The following is a 15845-nucleotide window of genomic DNA, read 5'->3' as shown; positions in this document are numbered from 1 at the left end:
CCTTAGTATTTCTGCCACCAGAAATCTGAAAACATTCTGGCAATTCCCAACCGTTTATCCGGTATTTTCTGTTCCTGTAAAATCAGATTCGCTGCCATAGTTTCAAATGCTCTTGCTGACTTTGCCATCGGTGCATTCAGTGAAACAGGTTTCTGCTGTCTTACCGAACGTTCCAGCATGTGATCCTGAGGAATCATCCCAAGATAATTCACAGAACCATCCAGAAACTGTTCTACTACAGAATTCAATTTTTCATATACCTGCTGTCCCTCTTCATTAGATACCACACGGTTTGATACGATCCGGATATCTGTCTGTTCGCGTGAAAATAAAGGGTTATGATATAATGCTTTAAGCAATGAATAGGAATCGGTCAAAGAACTCGGTTCAGGAGTTGTTACAACAAGAACTTCCGGACTCGCCATGACAAACTCCATAACCTGATTTGATATCCCCGCTCCTGTATCGATCAGGATCACATCTGCATACTGATCTAATTCAGATAAACCACGGATCAGATATCTGATCTGTTCGTCTGCCAGCTGGTTCATACATAAGACCCCTGCTCCACCTGAGATAAATCCAATCCCCATAGGACCTTCTGTTATGATTTCTGTCATACTCTTTCTCTGGAACAGAAAATCTCCCAGATTATAACGGGGAACTGCTCCAAACATAACCTCAACATTGGCAAGTCCAAAATCAGCATCAAAAATCAGTACTTTCTTTCCTAATTTACTAATCTGCACAGCAAGATTCACTGCAACATTCGATTTTCCAACTCCACCTTTTCCACTCGTCACGGTAATCACACGTGCATCCAGTTTCCGGCTCTGATTTTTTACTTTAATTACATTTCTGAGATTTTGAGCCTGATCCATATCATTATCTGCCTCCCAGAAGTTGTTTTACTATTTTTTGTGTATTAAATTCCTCTATATCATCCGGCACATTCTGTCCGTTTGTCATGTAGGAAAGCGGTGCTCCCGAATACATCTTGATGTTGTAAATATTACCATAAGCCTCAGTTTCATCCAATTTGGTAAATATCAGCTTGTAATCGGCAATCTCTTTATAACGGTCAGCAATTTCCAGAAGATCTTTATACTTAGTTGTCGCACTGACTACCAGATATACCTCTCTTTCATATGCTTCATCAAGTCCCGCAAGCATTTTTTTCATATCATTGCACTGCTCATCATTTTTGTGGGAAAAACCTGCCGTATCTACAAAAATGAGATCATATTCATTGACTCTTTCAATCGCGGCATTCATCTCCTCGGAAGAATAAATGATGCTCATCGGTGCATCTAAAATATTGGCATACACCCGAAGCTGCTCCGTAGCAGCAATACGATAAGTATCCGCTGTCAGGAACGCAATCTTCATCCCCATCTCAAGTTTATACTTAGAGGCAATCTTGGCAATCGTTGTTGTCTTTCCCACACCTGTCGGGCCAACAAAGAAAATAATTCTCGGTTTTTTACCAGTAACACAGATTGTATCCGGCTGTCCTAATTTTAAGATCATTTTCTGGTACACATTTGACAATATCACATCCACGCTGCTTCCACTGTGCATCACTTTCTCTGCTTCGTCTAAAATCTGGTTGACATACTTTTCGTTTACCTCATTTTCCAGCAGCGTTCTGTAAAGCATTTTTATGAACTGCAATCCCTCCGGGTTCACAACCTGATGTTCTTTTTCTTCTTCCTTTACTTCCTTCTGTCTGCTTTCCTCAACAGACAGCTGTTTTTCCAGAATATTAGAAAGATTTTCGAGTCTTTTCTCCAATCCATCTTTTGCATGCAGCTCTGGTGCATGCAGTTCCGGTGCATGCAGTTCCGGTGCACTTGTAAGACGTCCTGACAGGATATCCTGTGTTCTGTCATTTGAGAACTCTTTTGGACTGATTTTCTCATCTGCTGCAAGATTTAATGTTTTAACTGTTTTTGCCGCCAGATCGGCAACCTGTCTTGGATCTACAAAATCATCTTTCTCTTCTTTTGCTGCTGTAACCTCAAACACGGAACTTTTCCAGGCCTTAAACATACCTGTCGGTTTGATCTCCTTAACATTCATCACAACCGCGCCTTCGCCAAGCTCCTGTTTTGCTTTTTCAATTGCTTCTTCTTTCGTTTTTCCCTGATACTTATTTATGGTCATTTCACTTGTCACCGTCCCTGCTGATTATCCCTACTGACTGTAATTCTACATTAGACTCAATTTCATTATATGAAACCACGATCAAGTCCTTAAAATAATCTTCCGTTAATTTTTTAAAGTACATTCGTACAATCGGAGATGTGATCACAATTGGAGTTTTACCCATGTTTTCAAGTTTTGTCACTTCATTCTGTACAGAATTCATAATTGCTTTTGTTGTCTCCGGATCAAGTGTGAGATATGCACCCTGCTCCGTCTGTTTTACGGAAGCCATAATTTCCTGCTCAACCTTCGGATCAAGTGTAATAACACTGGTTGTCTCATTCGCCGGGAAATATTTGCTGGAAATGGCTCTCTTTAAACTCTGGCGCACGTACTCCGTCAGTACATCTGTATCTCTTGTTGTCGCTGCATGATCTGCAAGCGTTTCAAAAATCGTCAGGAGATCACGGATGGAAATCCCCTCATCCAGCAGGTTCTGTAACACCTTCTGAACCTCACCAAGTCCAAGCATCTTGGGAATCAGCTCGTCCACCAGTACCGGATTGCTCTCTTTCAGATTATTGACAAGATTCTGCACATCCTGTCTGGTAAGCAGTTCTGCGATATGTGACCGGATTACCTCTGTCAAATGCGTTGCAATAATTGATGGCGGATCAACAACCGTATATCCAAGGCTCTCCGCACGTTCACGCTGGCTTTCCGTAATCCAGATCGCCGGGAGATGGAATGACGGTTCAAATGTAGGGATACCTGTGATCTCTTCCTCCACATATCCCGGATTCATTGCCATATAGTGATCAAAAAGGATCTCTCCTTCTGTCACCTGCACCCCTTTGATCTTAATGATATACTGATTCGGATTTAACTGAATATTATCCCTCAAACGTATGATAGGTACTATAGTACCAAGTTCAAGAGCAATCTGCCTTCGTATCATAACAACACGATCCAGGAGATCTCCTCCCTGATTTACATCTGCTAACGGAATGATACCATATCCAAATTCAAGTTCTATCGGATCAACCTGAAGCAGCGACACCACATTCTCTGGTTTTCGTACCTCTTCTGCTTCCGTTTCCTCCGCATTGACCTCTTCTTCTATACTCTCAATACCGATATTTTTGTCGACCTGTCGTCCTGCAATAATAAAAGTTGCACCAAACGCAAGAAACAATAAGGTATTTAACGGTGTTGCAATTCCTAAAACCGCCAGCGTAGTACCTACAATATAAAGTACTTTGGGAATACCAAATAACTGACTGACAAGGATATTGGAAAAATCCGCTTCTTTCGACGCTTTTGTAACAAGAATGCCGGTTGCAAGTGAAATCAGAAGGGACGGTATCTGGGAAGAAAGTCCATCACCAATCGTTAGCACACCGTAATGTTCGATTGCCTCCTGAAACGTCATTCCGCCCCGCAGTATACCCATAATGGTTCCACCCGCAAGGTTTACAAACGTGATAATAAGACCAGCTGCTGCATCTCCCTTTACATACTTGGTAGCACCATCCATGGAACCAAAGAACGCAGATTCTTCCTGAATCTTATTTCTCCGCTCCCTTGCCTGTTTTTCCGTGATCGCTCCGGTATTTAAATCCGCATCAATCGCCATCTGCTTACCAGGCATCGCATCAAGTGTAAATCTCGCCGTTACCTCAGCGACACGCTCGGAACCTTTATTGATAACAACAAACTGGATAATAACCAGAATAATGAATACGATGGCACCAACGATCAGATCTCCACCACCGACGAACTGTCCGAATGTCTGTACAACATTACCCGGGGCACCAGTGGTTAAGATCAGTCGTGTTGAAGATACATTCAGGGAAATTCGAAAAATTGTTGTAAACAAAAGTAATGTTGGAAAAAAAGACATATCCAGTACTTCTTTTACAAACAGTGTATTAAAAAGAACAATCAATGCGATTGAAATATTCAGTGCCAGCATAACATCGAGTAAAGTGGAACTGATTGGCACTATAAAAAAGATGACTGCAGCCAGTAGATACAGTGCAACACCTATGTCAGCTTTCTTCATGACCTATCCTCCCTGTTTCTCATATTATATACCATAGCAAGAATTTCCGCTACTGCCTGATACAATTCAGGCGGTATTTCTGCCCCTATATCTACATTCGCATATAACATTCTTGCCAACGGTTTATTTTCAACAATTTCAATGTGGTTTTCCTTTGCTTTTTCACGAATTTTCTGTGCAAGATAATCTTCTCCTTTTGCAATAACGATCGGAGCTCTTGACACCTCGGCATCATATTTGATTGCAACTGCCAGGTGTGTCGGGTTCGTAATAACCACATCTGCCTTTGGTACATCCTGCATCATACGCCTTTGAGAAGCTTCTCTCATACGTTGTCTCTGTCTTCCTTTGATCTCAGGATTTCCCTCAGTATTTTTATACTCATCCTTTAATTCCTGCTTGGTCATCTTCATATCTTCATTGAAACGATGTTTCTGATAAACAAAATCTGCAATTCCGACCACCAGATAAACAAGGCTGATTTTAAAACCTGCATTAATGATAACATTCCCGCATAATACAACTGCCTGATTCAGCGGTATGTCATATAAAATAAAAATATCATTTGCCTCACCCTTTATGGATGTATAAGCAACATATATGATCAAACCTATTTTTAAAATAGATTTAAGCAGCTCAAATAATGAATCTTTTGAAAAAATACGTTTAAATCCATTGATCGGATTAAATTTATCCCCCTTAGGTTTTAACGGCTTAGCCGTGACTTTCCACCCTACCTGAAGGATACTTACAAGGGCTGTCACCGCAACACCAAACACAAAAAACGGGGCAGCCATCTTGAACATTTCTATATACACATTATGTAAAAACGAAGTAATCTCCTTTGTAGATGATTCCATCGCATTAACACTTACAAAATCAGGCATCAGCTTATATACATAATAAAAAACTTCCAAAAAGCCATTGCCAATTAACGAAATAAAAACCTTCAACACGAGGAACAATACTATCAGATCAAATGCTGCGGTAAGTTCCTTACTCTTTGCAACCTTACCATCCTCTCGTGCTTCTCTTAACTTCTTTTCTGTTGCCGGCTCTGTTTTTTCCCCTCCGGGTCCATCTTTTGCGAACCACTGAAGGTCATATGCAAATAGTAATCTGTCTTTCCATTCCACCTTAGTACATTCCCTCTATAAATAAAACCATCATCTTTTTCATTTCGGTAAATATAAAACTGGCGATTCCAGGCAAAAGTGAAATTGTAAGAAATAAAACTCCAAAACCAACCAGTATTTTCATCTGCATACCAACTGCAAACATGTTCATCTGTGGTGCAACCTTTGCAAGAATACCTAAGATACAATTTAAAATCATCATACAGGCAAATATCGGGAGAAAAATCCGGAATCCGATTACAAACATGTCCGTCATATACTGTGTCATGGAACCTGCAAGGGAATCCCAGTTAAAGATCTGACCATTGATCGGTATTACCGTAAAAGAATCCACCACCGCCTGTAAAATCACATGATGCATATTTGTTGCGATCAAAAGAAGAAGTATAAAATAATTGTACAGGTTTCCAGTGATCGTTACCTGCGTATTCATTGTCGGGTCAAATTCAGTCACCATGGATAATCCGATATCCATATCAATAATATTTCCCGCAAATAAAATAATGGAATTACAAATGTTTGCAGCAAATCCTATCAGCAACCCTGTAATTCCTTCTTTTAACACTATTATCGCATATCCAATCATACCTGTATACTCGATTGCTGTCTTATCAACAAAACCATAGACCAAAAGCGCAACAAAGAACGAAAAAGCTATCTTTGCCTGTGAAGGTGCATTCCTTGTCCCAAAAAAAGGAGCGATGTACACAAAACACGATATGCGAACCAATATTAATATCAGTATTTCAAAATTAGCCAATGAAAACGTATATTCTAACATAGAGCGTCCTAACCAAGATATATACTAAAATTCGACCATAACGTCGTCACAAATTCAGTCAGATTTGTCAGAATCCATGATCCAAAAATCATAATGCCAACAAATACTGCAATGATCTTAGGAACAAACGTCAATGTCTGCTCCTGAATAGATGTAACCGTCTGGAAAATACTGACAATCAAACCAACAACCAGTGAAATGATCAACATCGGAGCGGAACAGATTATAATCGTATAAATCGCTTCTTTTGCTATATCAAGTACCTGTCCTTCTGTCATTTTGTTCTCACCTCTTTGCTATCTATATACATTTTAATCTGTATCTATAACAGAATGCACATTCTTCGAACATTCTGTTATCATCAATAAAACGTCTTTACTACGCTTCCTATTACAAGATTCCATCCATCCGCCAGTATAAACAGTAATATTTTAAACGGCAAAGAGATTGTTGTCGGTGGAAGCATCATCATACCCATCGACATAAGCACGGATGCAACTACCATATCAATTACAATAAACGGGATATAAATTACAAATCCCATGATAAATGCCTGTCTCAGTTCCCCGATTATAAACGATGGAATCATAATTGTCATCGGAATCGCATCATATGCACTCTGCCCGGATTCCTCATATTCCTTTTCCAGTGCAGCACTGTCAATATCATAACTGTCACCAGCCATATCCACGAAAAGCTTGACATCCTTTCGCTGTACCTGTCCATACATAAACTGGCGAATTGGCACTTCCGCTTCTTTTAATGCCTTTTCTATGGTAATATCTCCATTATCCAGTGGCTGGATTGCATTCTCATTGATCTGCTGAAACGTCGGCCACATGATAAAAAATGTCAAAAACAATGCCAGTCCAATCAAAATCTGGTTTGGCGGTGCCGTCTGTGTTCCAATTGCCGTTCTTAAAAAATGAAGTACAATTACAATTCTGGTATACGATGTAAGCATAATCAAAAGCGATGGTGACACTGCAATAATTGTCAGTAACAATAATGCACGTACTTCTGAAGCAACCCCCGCCTCATCATTATTTATCGAGATGGACAGACCACCTTTGCTGTCTGACTCACTACCTGAACCTGTGCTGGTATTCGCTGCTGTATTATCCAGCGAATCAATGCTGTCCGGATCCATGGAAGCTGCATAAACAGTCGTTCTGTTTTGTGAGGCAAACAACACTGCCACAAACACTGCTATTGCAAATATTAATGACAGTATACAATATGTCTTTTTTAATTTTGTCATAATTCTATCAATCCTGCTTTTTCGGAAAATGATCTTTCAGTCTACTAAATATCTCCTGAAAATTTTCCTGTGAATTTTTCATATCATCCGATGTCTGGACTGATAACTGATCTTCTGTAAGTTCCGCAATTTTTGTTACTTCATCCTTACCCACAGCGATTACAAAATACTGTTCTCCTGCCTTAACAAGCTGTAAAAATTTACCATTTGCAATCCGGATTGTTTCGAGAACCATAAGATTTCCTTTGGACATTTGTATTTTTTGAAAACCACCTACCCACTTTGTCGTGAAGTAGGTAATAATCAAAACAAACACAAATATGATCAGTACTCCAATCAGCTGCATCAGACTTCGAAAAGAGGCGCTTAATAAAATCATACTAACCCACTACTTTTTTTACTGCCTCAAGTACACGCTCAGCCTGGAATGGCTTCACAATAAAATCCTTTGCTCCTGACTGAATCGCTTCAATAACCATTGCCTGCTGTCCCATTGCAGAACACATGATAATATTTGCATTCGGATCGATCTCTTTGATTTTTTTAAGTGCCTGGATACCATCCATATCCGGCATAGTAATATCCATTAATACCAGATCCGGTTTTGCTTCAGGATATTTTTCCACTGCAATAGCACCATTTTCAGCCTCCGCTGCAATCTCATAACCATTCTTTGTAAGAATGTCCTTAATCATCATTCTCATAAATGCAGCATCATCACAAATCATAACCTTAGCCATAATTTTCTCTCCTATCTTTAACTCTTCTTTTTTGTTTTTTATTTTATAATTTCAGTAATTCGTATACCATAGCTTTCTTCTATTACTACTACCTCGCCTTTGGCTACGAATTTACCATTTACCAGAACATCAATCGGTTCTCCGGCAATCCTGTTTAATTCTATAATGGTTCCCGGTGTAAAATCAAGTATTTCTTTAATTGATTTGGAAGTTCTTCCAAGTTCTACCGTAACTTCAAGTGGTACATCCATAATCAAATCAATATTTTCCGGTTGAAAATTCCCCGGTACTGCTCCAGTAAATGCCTGGAATTGTGCCGGCTGTACATTTACCTGCTGTTGTCCATACATCTGCGACATCTCCTGACCCATCATTGGTTGTCCCATCATCGGCTGACCCATCATTGGCTGCCCCATCATCGGCTGTCCCATCATTGGCTGCTGTGCTGCCATCTGAGGTTGTGGCTGCGGTGCAGGTGTCGGCTGAGAAGCCGGTGTACTCTGGGTATTTTCTTTTTCACTCATTCCTGCAGTAGAATTGCTGTCCTCTTCCATATTGCTTGTTACATTTACACACATTTCTTTTGCAAAAGAAATAGGATATAACTGCATGATTTCACTGTCAACAAGATCACCAATCTCTAACCGGAATGAAATCTTTACAAACTCACCTGCAAGGAACTCATCAATCTGACTTTCATCGATTGTCTGCTGCAGATCTATCAGATCTGCACTTGGCGGACTAATATCAATTACCTTGTTCAGCATTGAAGATAATGATGTTGCCGCCGAACCCATCATCTGATTCATTGCTTCGCTGATCGCACTCAGATGAAGTTCTCCAAGTTCTCCATCCGTATTTGTTCCATCACCGCCCATCATCAGGTCAGTGATAACTTTTACATCATGTTCTTTTAAAACAAGAATATTGCTTCCATCTAATCCCACGGTATACGCAATTCGTATAAATACACATGGCTTTTCATATGCGTCACATATATCACTCCAGTTTGCAAACGCAACCACTGGGGTGGAAATCTCAACCTTACGGTTTACCAGTGAAAACAGTGTAGTTGCCGCTGTTCCCATACTGATATTCGAGATCTCACCGATCGCATCTTTTTCCTGTTCTGTCAATGTATTTTCCGGATTTTCATCTGTACCTGAAGGATTGTTCAGTAAAGCATTGATTTCTTCCTGTGACATCGTTCCATCCATCTTACTGCTCCTCCCTAATCACTGATGTAATTCTTACTGCATAGTCATCACCGGTTTCTCCCGGCAGAGCAGTAAATTTTTTTATACTTCCAACAAAGACACTCAGTTCCTGATCAACCTTCGTATCCAGCCGGATAATATCTCCTACCTGCAGTCCCAAAAAATCATTTACTGAAATGGAACTGTTACCAAGTACAGCTTTGATCGGCATTGGTGCTTTTGAAATAAGTGCCTCGATCGTTTCTGTATACTGTTGTTCATCTTTTTCCTGCAGACTCGAATACCAGTATTTGGTATTCAGTTTGTCCATAATACTCTCTAAAGTCAGATATGGAAGGCATACATTCAGTAATCCCTCCACATCGCCAATCTTAACATTGAGCGTTACCAGAGCTATCATCTCCGTCGGCGATATAATCTGTGCGAACTGCGAATTCGTCTCAATACGCTCTAACCGGGGTTCTAACTCACATACATTCTCCCACGGCTCCACTAAAAGATCTACTGCCACATTAAATATCCGCTCAATGATCAGCAATTCTATCTCCGAGAAATCCCTCGGTTTATCCAGAGGCACTCCCTTTCCACCTAACATTCTGTCTACTACAACATATCCAAGATTTTGTGCCATCTCAATGACAATGCTTCCATTCAATGGAGATGCATTTACAATTCCAAGTAATACAGGATTCGATAACGCATTTGAAAATTCTGAATATGTAACTGCTTCTGAGTTCATCACCTCAACCTGAACATTTTTCCGTAAATAAACAGGAAGATTGGTTGACAAGAGTCTTCCGTAATGTTCAAAGATAATCTCCAGCGTTCGCAGATGTTCCTTTGAAAACTTTGCAGGACGGGCAAAATCATAATTTTTGACCTGTTTTTTATCTTCATCTTTCATTTCATCTACATCAAGTTCACCACTGCTTAACGCTTTGAGCAAACTATCTATCTCATTTTGAGATAAGACTTCACCCATTCTTTCTCACCACCTAACACAATATTTGGGTCTATTCCGTCTGAACGCTTGAGAAGTTTACACCAACGATGAAGTCTGAACCTCCAAACATATCCTGCATTGATTTTAATATATCGTCTTTTACATTCTGATAGCCATTTGCATCAAACTCATCTAATGTATATCCATTTACGATCGTGTTGATCTCACTCTGGATAATTGTTTCTTTTGCAGCAAGCCCTTCCGATCCCCCATAAGTCTTATATCCGTCACTCTTGGTATTCAAAGACAGACTGACTGAAAATACAGCATAGTGTTGTTTGCCATCATCGCTCTGTTTTAAATTCACGGTAAATCCATCGGTAATCTTATAAGTTTCAATGTCTTCGATTGGCACTTCCGGTGTGGCCGGCGTATTTTCTCCACTCTGAAGTTCCAGATTAATAGCAGAGCATACCTGATCGATCAGCTGATTCGATTTTTTTGTCTGCGGAATAATCGTGAACACAAGAATTGCAGTTAAAATAAGATTTGCTAAAACCAGTGCCAGAATAATTACGGTTATCAAATTCTTTTTCATAATGCTACCTTCCTGTTCAATTAAAATCTGAACTATAAGAATTATATATTTTTATAATAACGCGGCGGTTTCTTGCTCTTCCCTCCTGCGTTGTATTATCTGCAACAGGTACATACTCACCTCTTCCAGATGCCTTCAAATGTGCGGGCTCCACTGTTGTAATATCTCTTAGATAATCTGTAACCGCCCGTGCCCTGTAAAATGAAAGCACATCATTATCTTCATATTTTGCAGAATGAATCGGCACGTTATCCGTGTGTCCCTCTACTTCTATGATATTATCCTGATAAGGTTCGATCAGCTTACCCAGCTTATCAATCAGCGGATACGCCTCTGATCGGATTTCAGCATGCCCGGAGTCAAACAAAAGAGCTCCATTCATATTGAGCATGACATACTGTGCATTGAAATCAACTTCCACCTGATCCTGGATTCCATATCTTGCAATGGCATCCTCCAGCTGTTCAGACATTTTTTCTGATTCTTCCAGTGCCTGTTCTTTATATTCTTCCACTACATCATTCTCTTCGTCTGTTTCCTGATCCGTTTCAGAGTTCGCTTTGTCTTTATAATAAGAATCTAACATTTCAAGCTGGCTCACACCGGATGATATCAGAGTTCCATCTCCAATAGAAGATCCTCCATTGGGAAGAATACTAAATGTATTCTGAAAGGAAGCCACCATTTTTTCAAACTTTTCTGCATCTACTGTTGACATAGAAAATAACAATACAAAGAAGCACAACAACAGGTTCATCAGATCTGCAAATGTATTCATCCATGCTGGTGATCCTTTTGGTTCATCAGGCTTTCTTTTCACTATTCTTCACCTCCAGCCTCGCTTTCCTGCGCTGTATTACGCGCCGAAGGTGCAAGGAATGATTTCAGTTTTTCTTCTATAACACGCGGATTCTCTCCTGCCTGGATCGACAGAATACCTTCCACGGAAATTTCCTTCATCATCATTTCATTATCATTATTCAGTTTTAACTTACCTGCAATCGGGTTACATAACCAGTTTGCAAGTAATGAACCATACAATGTTGTAACAAGCGCTGTTGCCATCGCCGGTCCGATTGTGGATGCATCTTCCATGTTCTGCAACATGAGGATCAATCCGATCAGGGTACCGATCATACCCCAGGCAGGACCTAATTCAGCCCATTTTTCCCAGACAGCAATTTTAGCTTTATGTCTGCTCTCAACGCAGGCTAAGTCAGTCTCCATGATTCCTCTTACCAGTTCCGGATCTGTACCATCTACAACAAGCATAATTCCTTTTTTCAGAAAATCATCTTCAATCCCGTTTGCTGCTTCTTCCAATGCCAGAAGTCCTTCTTTTCTCGCAGTATTCGACAGTGAGATAATCTGGTTGATGACAACTGCCGGATCCTGAACCTCATCCTTAAAAATCAGCTTTATTGACTTTATACCATTGATAAAATCTGCCAATTTAAAAGATGCGAGCGTACCTGCAATGGAACCTCCTATTGTAATAATGAATGATGCCGTATCCCACATGGAGTGTAAACTTGCAACACCTCCGTTGGAAAGTACACCAAACACAAACATTACAACGCCTAATAACATACCTACTATTGATGCTATATCCACTTTTTCCACCTACCATCCTTGATTTTTCAGATTATAAAATCCCATCCGTGGGACTTATTCTTCTCTTAAAAGGCCATTTGTAAAAATATCCCTTTTGTATGATTTTACTAAATTTTTGACCTCTTGTCTACTTTCTTTTACAATAAACTTTTTACCTGTTGTAAGAGAAATAACTGTATCCGGGGTCTCCTCCACCGTTTCAATCAGATCCGAATTGATTAATACTGTTGTTCCATTCAATCGTGTCACTTCGATCATAAAGTAATCATTCCTCCATTATTAATCAACAGTTTTTATTGTGACCGATTTTTTCAAAAACCGGTCACAATGTTCAGTATAACATATGTAACTGATTGTGTAAAACCTGTTTCAACATTTTAAGACAGGTTTTACGCAAATATTATCTTTTTCTTACTTTACATTAACGTTTCAGATTAACCAGTTCCTCTAAGAGGGTATCTGATGTTGTGATGATACGGGAGTTTGCCTGGAAACCACGCTGTGTGATGATCATCTGTGTGAACTCCGTGGACAAGTCTACGTTAGACATTTCAAGTTCTCCGGATGTCATGGAACTTCCGTCCGCAGAAATCTCAACACCAATTCCATCAAATTCACCTGAGTTTAAGGTTGTACGGTAACAGTTCTCTCCAACCTTTTCAAGACCGGATGCATTTGCAAACTGTGCAACAGCGATCTGTCCAAGTATCTCTGTATTACCATTATCATAGGTACCTTTGATAAGACCATTGTTATCGATGGAAATACCGATCATGGCACCTAATTTCTTTCCTTTTCCTGTCACACCATCATCTATAGATCCTGTAGACATAACCGCTGTGGATTTACCACCGTTGTTTGCATCTTTCAGTCCCGAAAAATCAATGGTAATATCATCAAACTGGGTTGGATTATTTCCCAGCTTACTCATATTAAGTGTAACAGAATTTGTCTTATTGTTGGATGTTCTTGCTCCAACACCTGTAAACGTACCATCTTTTGTACTGAAGTCGATTGCATAATCCGTTACATCTCCGGTAATTGTCAACTTTCCGGTCGTGGTATCTACAGTTGCTTTCGCACCATTTTTTATCTTCTCAACCATTCCATTCGAAATTCCGTATACTTGTTTTAAGCTATGTGTATTGGTTGGATCATTTTTTTCTTTAAATGTAGATGTAGCAGCGTCCCATTCTAACTCTGTGCCATTATTATTACTTCCTACATAAAACTTCTTTTGGGTGGCATCATAGTAATAACCACTCTGCACCTGATTATAAGTACCAAGTATAGCATCAGCTGTCTTTGATCCAAACACATCCTCCAATTTAACCTGACTGGTCGCTGGATCATAGAATGTTGTTCCATCGCTGTTCAAGATTTTTTCCAGTTCCACCGTATATTTTCCATCTGTTCCGGTAGATTTCATTGCAAAACGCGCTGTATAGGAATAACCGAGATTATCAAAAAAAGTCAGTGTTTTGACAAGTCCGTTGTCTGACAATACATCCTTATCATTTTTATCAATAATACCGGAAACATTTGCCTGTGTGGTTGCTTCCGGAGCAGATGTCAGGTTGGATGTCTGCATGACACGAAGTGCAGATACGGTATCCTTCTTGATATTTCCTGTTGTCGGATCTACCTGCCATCCCATAACTGTATAACCGGTGGATGTCATACATAAGTTACCGGCACCATCTACATAGAAAGAACCGGCTCTGGTAAACAGGTTCTCAGAACCGTTGTTAACTACAAAAAAGTTTGTCGTAGACTGGTCTGATAAACGGATATCGAATGCACGTCCGGTTGTTTCAGCCGCACCGGAAGTTGTGATGCTTAAGTTTGTTGCACCGGTCGTAACACCAAGACCGATCTGTTTTGCATTCACACCACCGGTACCTGTTGCTGCGTTCGCACCGGATGCATTGCTTGTCATCTGATATAAAACATCCTGAAATACGACTGAGGATGATTTAAAAGCTACTGTGTTTACGTTGGCGATATTGTTACCAATAACGTCCATTTTTGTCTGATGTGTCTTAAGACCTGACACAGCAGAGTACATTGATCTCATCATAGTTGAAATTGACCTCCTAAGTTCTTTTGTGCTGCCTTCCCTTCTGTCATTCCGGGAATCTAGCCTCCATTTCGGTCCGGCTACGTGATCACAGCACCATCAATATTGGTATAAATATTATCATCGGACTCTGTCCGGTCCATTGCTGTAACGACTGTCCTGTTCGGAACATTTACGATAAAAGCGAGTGAATCAACAATTACTAACGATTCTCTGATTCCCTTTTCACCAGCCTTAAAAACGCCTGTCTCAAGTCGTTCATTCTGCTCTTTAGACAAATTGATATTACGATCCATCAGGCGCATCGTGGCATGCTTGGAAAATTTAAGTGTCCCACCTGCTTTTGCATCCTGCTTCTGCTTTAAAATATCTTCAAAGGAGACACCGCTCGAAGTTACCGCATCCGTGCTTTTCCGAGTCAGATACTGGTCAGTTACCTGCTCAATGGAAGCAAACTGGTTACTGATCTTATTCATAATCGCATTTCCCTTCTGTCAGATATCAGGTTTTATCTGTATCTGTCTTTGTGTCTGTTGTTGTATCTGTTCCTGTTGTCGTATCTGTTTTTGTATCTGTATCTGTTTTTGTATCTGTTGTTGTACCTGTCGATGATGAAGTACTTTTATACCAGTCTTTTCCTGCAAGTTTTTCCATCTGTGCAAGCAGTTCCTGATATTTTTTCAAAGTATCTGTATCGATCTTTGACTGCTGATAAGAATTCAGATTATCGTAATATGTCTTTAAATTCTTGACATCATCTTTGTCACTTAATGTAAGCTGTGCTGCATTCGGCAATTTAGCAACCGCTGCTGCAAACGTCTTAGCAAGTGTCTCTGCCTCCATGTATTCGGTATCTGCAACCTGATATACATCAGAAAGTGAATATAACACCCCATTTACACAGATCTTCTGCTCACCGTTTTCTTTCTGTACATAATCAACAAATCCCTCTGTTGCGGTTGTTTCTCCAGTCGAAGATGTTGTCTTGATAATAACATATTTTCCAACAAGTGCATTTGCATTGCTGCTCTCGATTGTACTCTGCATACCAAGTGTTGCTTCCATCTGTGAAAATGTAGCAAGCTGTGCAACATACTCCGTATTGCTGGTAGGCTCTAACGGATCCTGATACTGCATCTCTGCACATAACAGCTGTAAGAACTGGTCATAGCCAAGGTCATTGCTGGTATCCGATTTGCTTGTAGTACTGGTATCCTTTGGTATTTTTCCGTCTTCAACGGGCTGAATTAATGCCATTTTTT

18 protein-coding genes are annotated in these 15845 nt (G+C 40.0%); all 18 read right to left on the bottom strand.

Annotated elements, in window-relative coordinates:
* Positions 1–2: 2 nt before the first annotated feature.
* Complete coding sequence (locus ACDD58_RS13900) at positions 3–881, bottom strand: MinD/ParA family protein (protein WP_117921801.1); 879 nt, start codon at positions 879–881, stop codon at positions 3–5.
* A 4-nt stretch (positions 882–885) separates the two neighbouring features.
* On the bottom strand, positions 886–2166 hold the full coding sequence (flhF, locus tag ACDD58_RS13895; protein ID WP_370778756.1) for a flagellar biosynthesis protein FlhF: 1281 nt from the start codon (positions 2164–2166) through the stop codon (positions 886–888).
* Between the two features lies 1 nt (position 2167).
* Positions 2168–4213 carry a flagellar biosynthesis protein FlhA gene (flhA, locus tag ACDD58_RS13890; RefSeq protein ID WP_370778035.1) on the bottom strand — a complete coding sequence of 682 codons (2046 nt, stop codon included), beginning with the start codon at positions 4211–4213 and terminating at the stop codon, positions 2168–2170.
* Entirely contained in the window at positions 4210–5349 is a 1140-nt protein-coding gene (gene flhB / locus ACDD58_RS13885) for a flagellar biosynthesis protein FlhB (protein ID WP_117921797.1), read from the bottom strand. Before flhB ends, flhA begins: the two co-directional genes overlap by 4 nt.
* A 1-nt stretch (position 5350) precedes the next feature.
* Positions 5351–6130: a flagellar biosynthetic protein FliR gene (gene fliR, locus ACDD58_RS13880; RefSeq protein ID WP_117921795.1), complete on the bottom strand. Its 780-nt coding sequence runs from the start codon at positions 6128–6130 to the stop codon at positions 5351–5353.
* Between the two features lie 8 nt (positions 6131–6138).
* Entirely contained in the window at positions 6139–6408 is a 270-nt protein-coding gene (fliQ, locus tag ACDD58_RS13875; RefSeq protein ID WP_117921794.1) for a flagellar biosynthesis protein FliQ, read from the bottom strand.
* Between the two features lie 83 nt (positions 6409–6491).
* Positions 6492–7391 (bottom strand): flagellar type III secretion system pore protein FliP, encoded by a 900-nt coding sequence (gene fliP, locus ACDD58_RS13870; protein WP_117921792.1) that lies wholly within the window; start codon positions 7389–7391, stop codon positions 6492–6494.
* Between the two features lie 7 nt (positions 7392–7398).
* Positions 7399–7770, bottom strand: coding sequence for a flagellar biosynthetic protein FliO (locus ACDD58_RS13865; protein ID WP_022112313.1), 372 nt, complete (start codon positions 7768–7770; stop codon positions 7399–7401).
* 1 nt (position 7771) lies between these two features.
* Positions 7772–8131, bottom strand: a complete 360-nt coding sequence (locus ACDD58_RS13860) for a response regulator (protein ID WP_117921790.1) — start codon at positions 8129–8131, stop codon at positions 7772–7774.
* Positions 8132–8169: 38 nt separating this feature from the next.
* Positions 8170–9348 carry a flagellar motor switch phosphatase FliY gene (fliY, locus tag ACDD58_RS13855; protein ID WP_370778031.1) on the bottom strand — a complete coding sequence of 393 codons (1179 nt, stop codon included), beginning with the start codon at positions 9346–9348 and terminating at the stop codon, positions 8170–8172.
* Position 9349: 1 nt separating this feature from the next.
* Positions 9350–10330 carry a flagellar motor switch protein FliM gene (gene fliM / locus ACDD58_RS13850; RefSeq protein WP_006857484.1) on the bottom strand — a complete coding sequence of 327 codons (981 nt, stop codon included), beginning with the start codon at positions 10328–10330 and terminating at the stop codon, positions 9350–9352.
* A gap of 31 nt (positions 10331–10361) precedes the next feature.
* Positions 10362–10889, bottom strand: a complete 528-nt coding sequence (gene fliL, locus ACDD58_RS13845) for a flagellar basal body-associated protein FliL (protein ID WP_117921786.1) — start codon at positions 10887–10889, stop codon at positions 10362–10364.
* A gap of 16 nt (positions 10890–10905) precedes the next feature.
* Entirely contained in the window at positions 10906–11712 is an 807-nt protein-coding gene (locus ACDD58_RS13840; RefSeq protein ID WP_055194752.1) for a flagellar motor protein MotB, read from the bottom strand.
* A complete protein-coding gene (locus ACDD58_RS13835; protein WP_256451914.1) occupies positions 11709–12503 on the bottom strand; it encodes a motility protein A in 795 nt (264 codons plus the stop codon). Before ACDD58_RS13835 ends, ACDD58_RS13840 begins: the two co-directional genes overlap by 4 nt.
* A 54-nt stretch (positions 12504–12557) precedes the next feature.
* On the bottom strand, positions 12558–12761 hold the full coding sequence (locus tag ACDD58_RS13830; RefSeq protein ID WP_006857488.1) for a flagellar FlbD family protein: 204 nt from the start codon (positions 12759–12761) through the stop codon (positions 12558–12560).
* Between the two features lie 163 nt (positions 12762–12924).
* Positions 12925–14583 (bottom strand): flagellar hook protein FlgE, encoded by a 1659-nt coding sequence (locus ACDD58_RS13825; protein ID WP_370778027.1) that lies wholly within the window; start codon positions 14581–14583, stop codon positions 12925–12927.
* Positions 14584–14663: 80 nt separating this feature from the next.
* Complete coding sequence (locus ACDD58_RS13820; protein ID WP_015520434.1) at positions 14664–15059, bottom strand: TIGR02530 family flagellar biosynthesis protein; 396 nt, start codon at positions 15057–15059, stop codon at positions 14664–14666.
* Between the two features lie 25 nt (positions 15060–15084).
* The gene (locus ACDD58_RS13815; RefSeq protein WP_006857491.1) at positions 15085–15840 is read right to left on the bottom strand and encodes a flagellar hook assembly protein FlgD; all 756 of its coding nucleotides are present in this window, start codon (positions 15838–15840) and stop codon (positions 15085–15087) included.
* Positions 15841–15845 lie beyond the last annotated feature (5 nt).

This window comes from Roseburia sp. (assembly GCF_041325975.1).
Taxonomy (GTDB): Bacteria; Bacillota; Clostridia; order Lachnospirales; family Lachnospiraceae; genus Roseburia; species Roseburia rectibacter.
The sequence above is the reverse complement of the archived record's forward strand: the minus strand, read 5'-3'. Positions and strand labels throughout refer to the sequence as shown.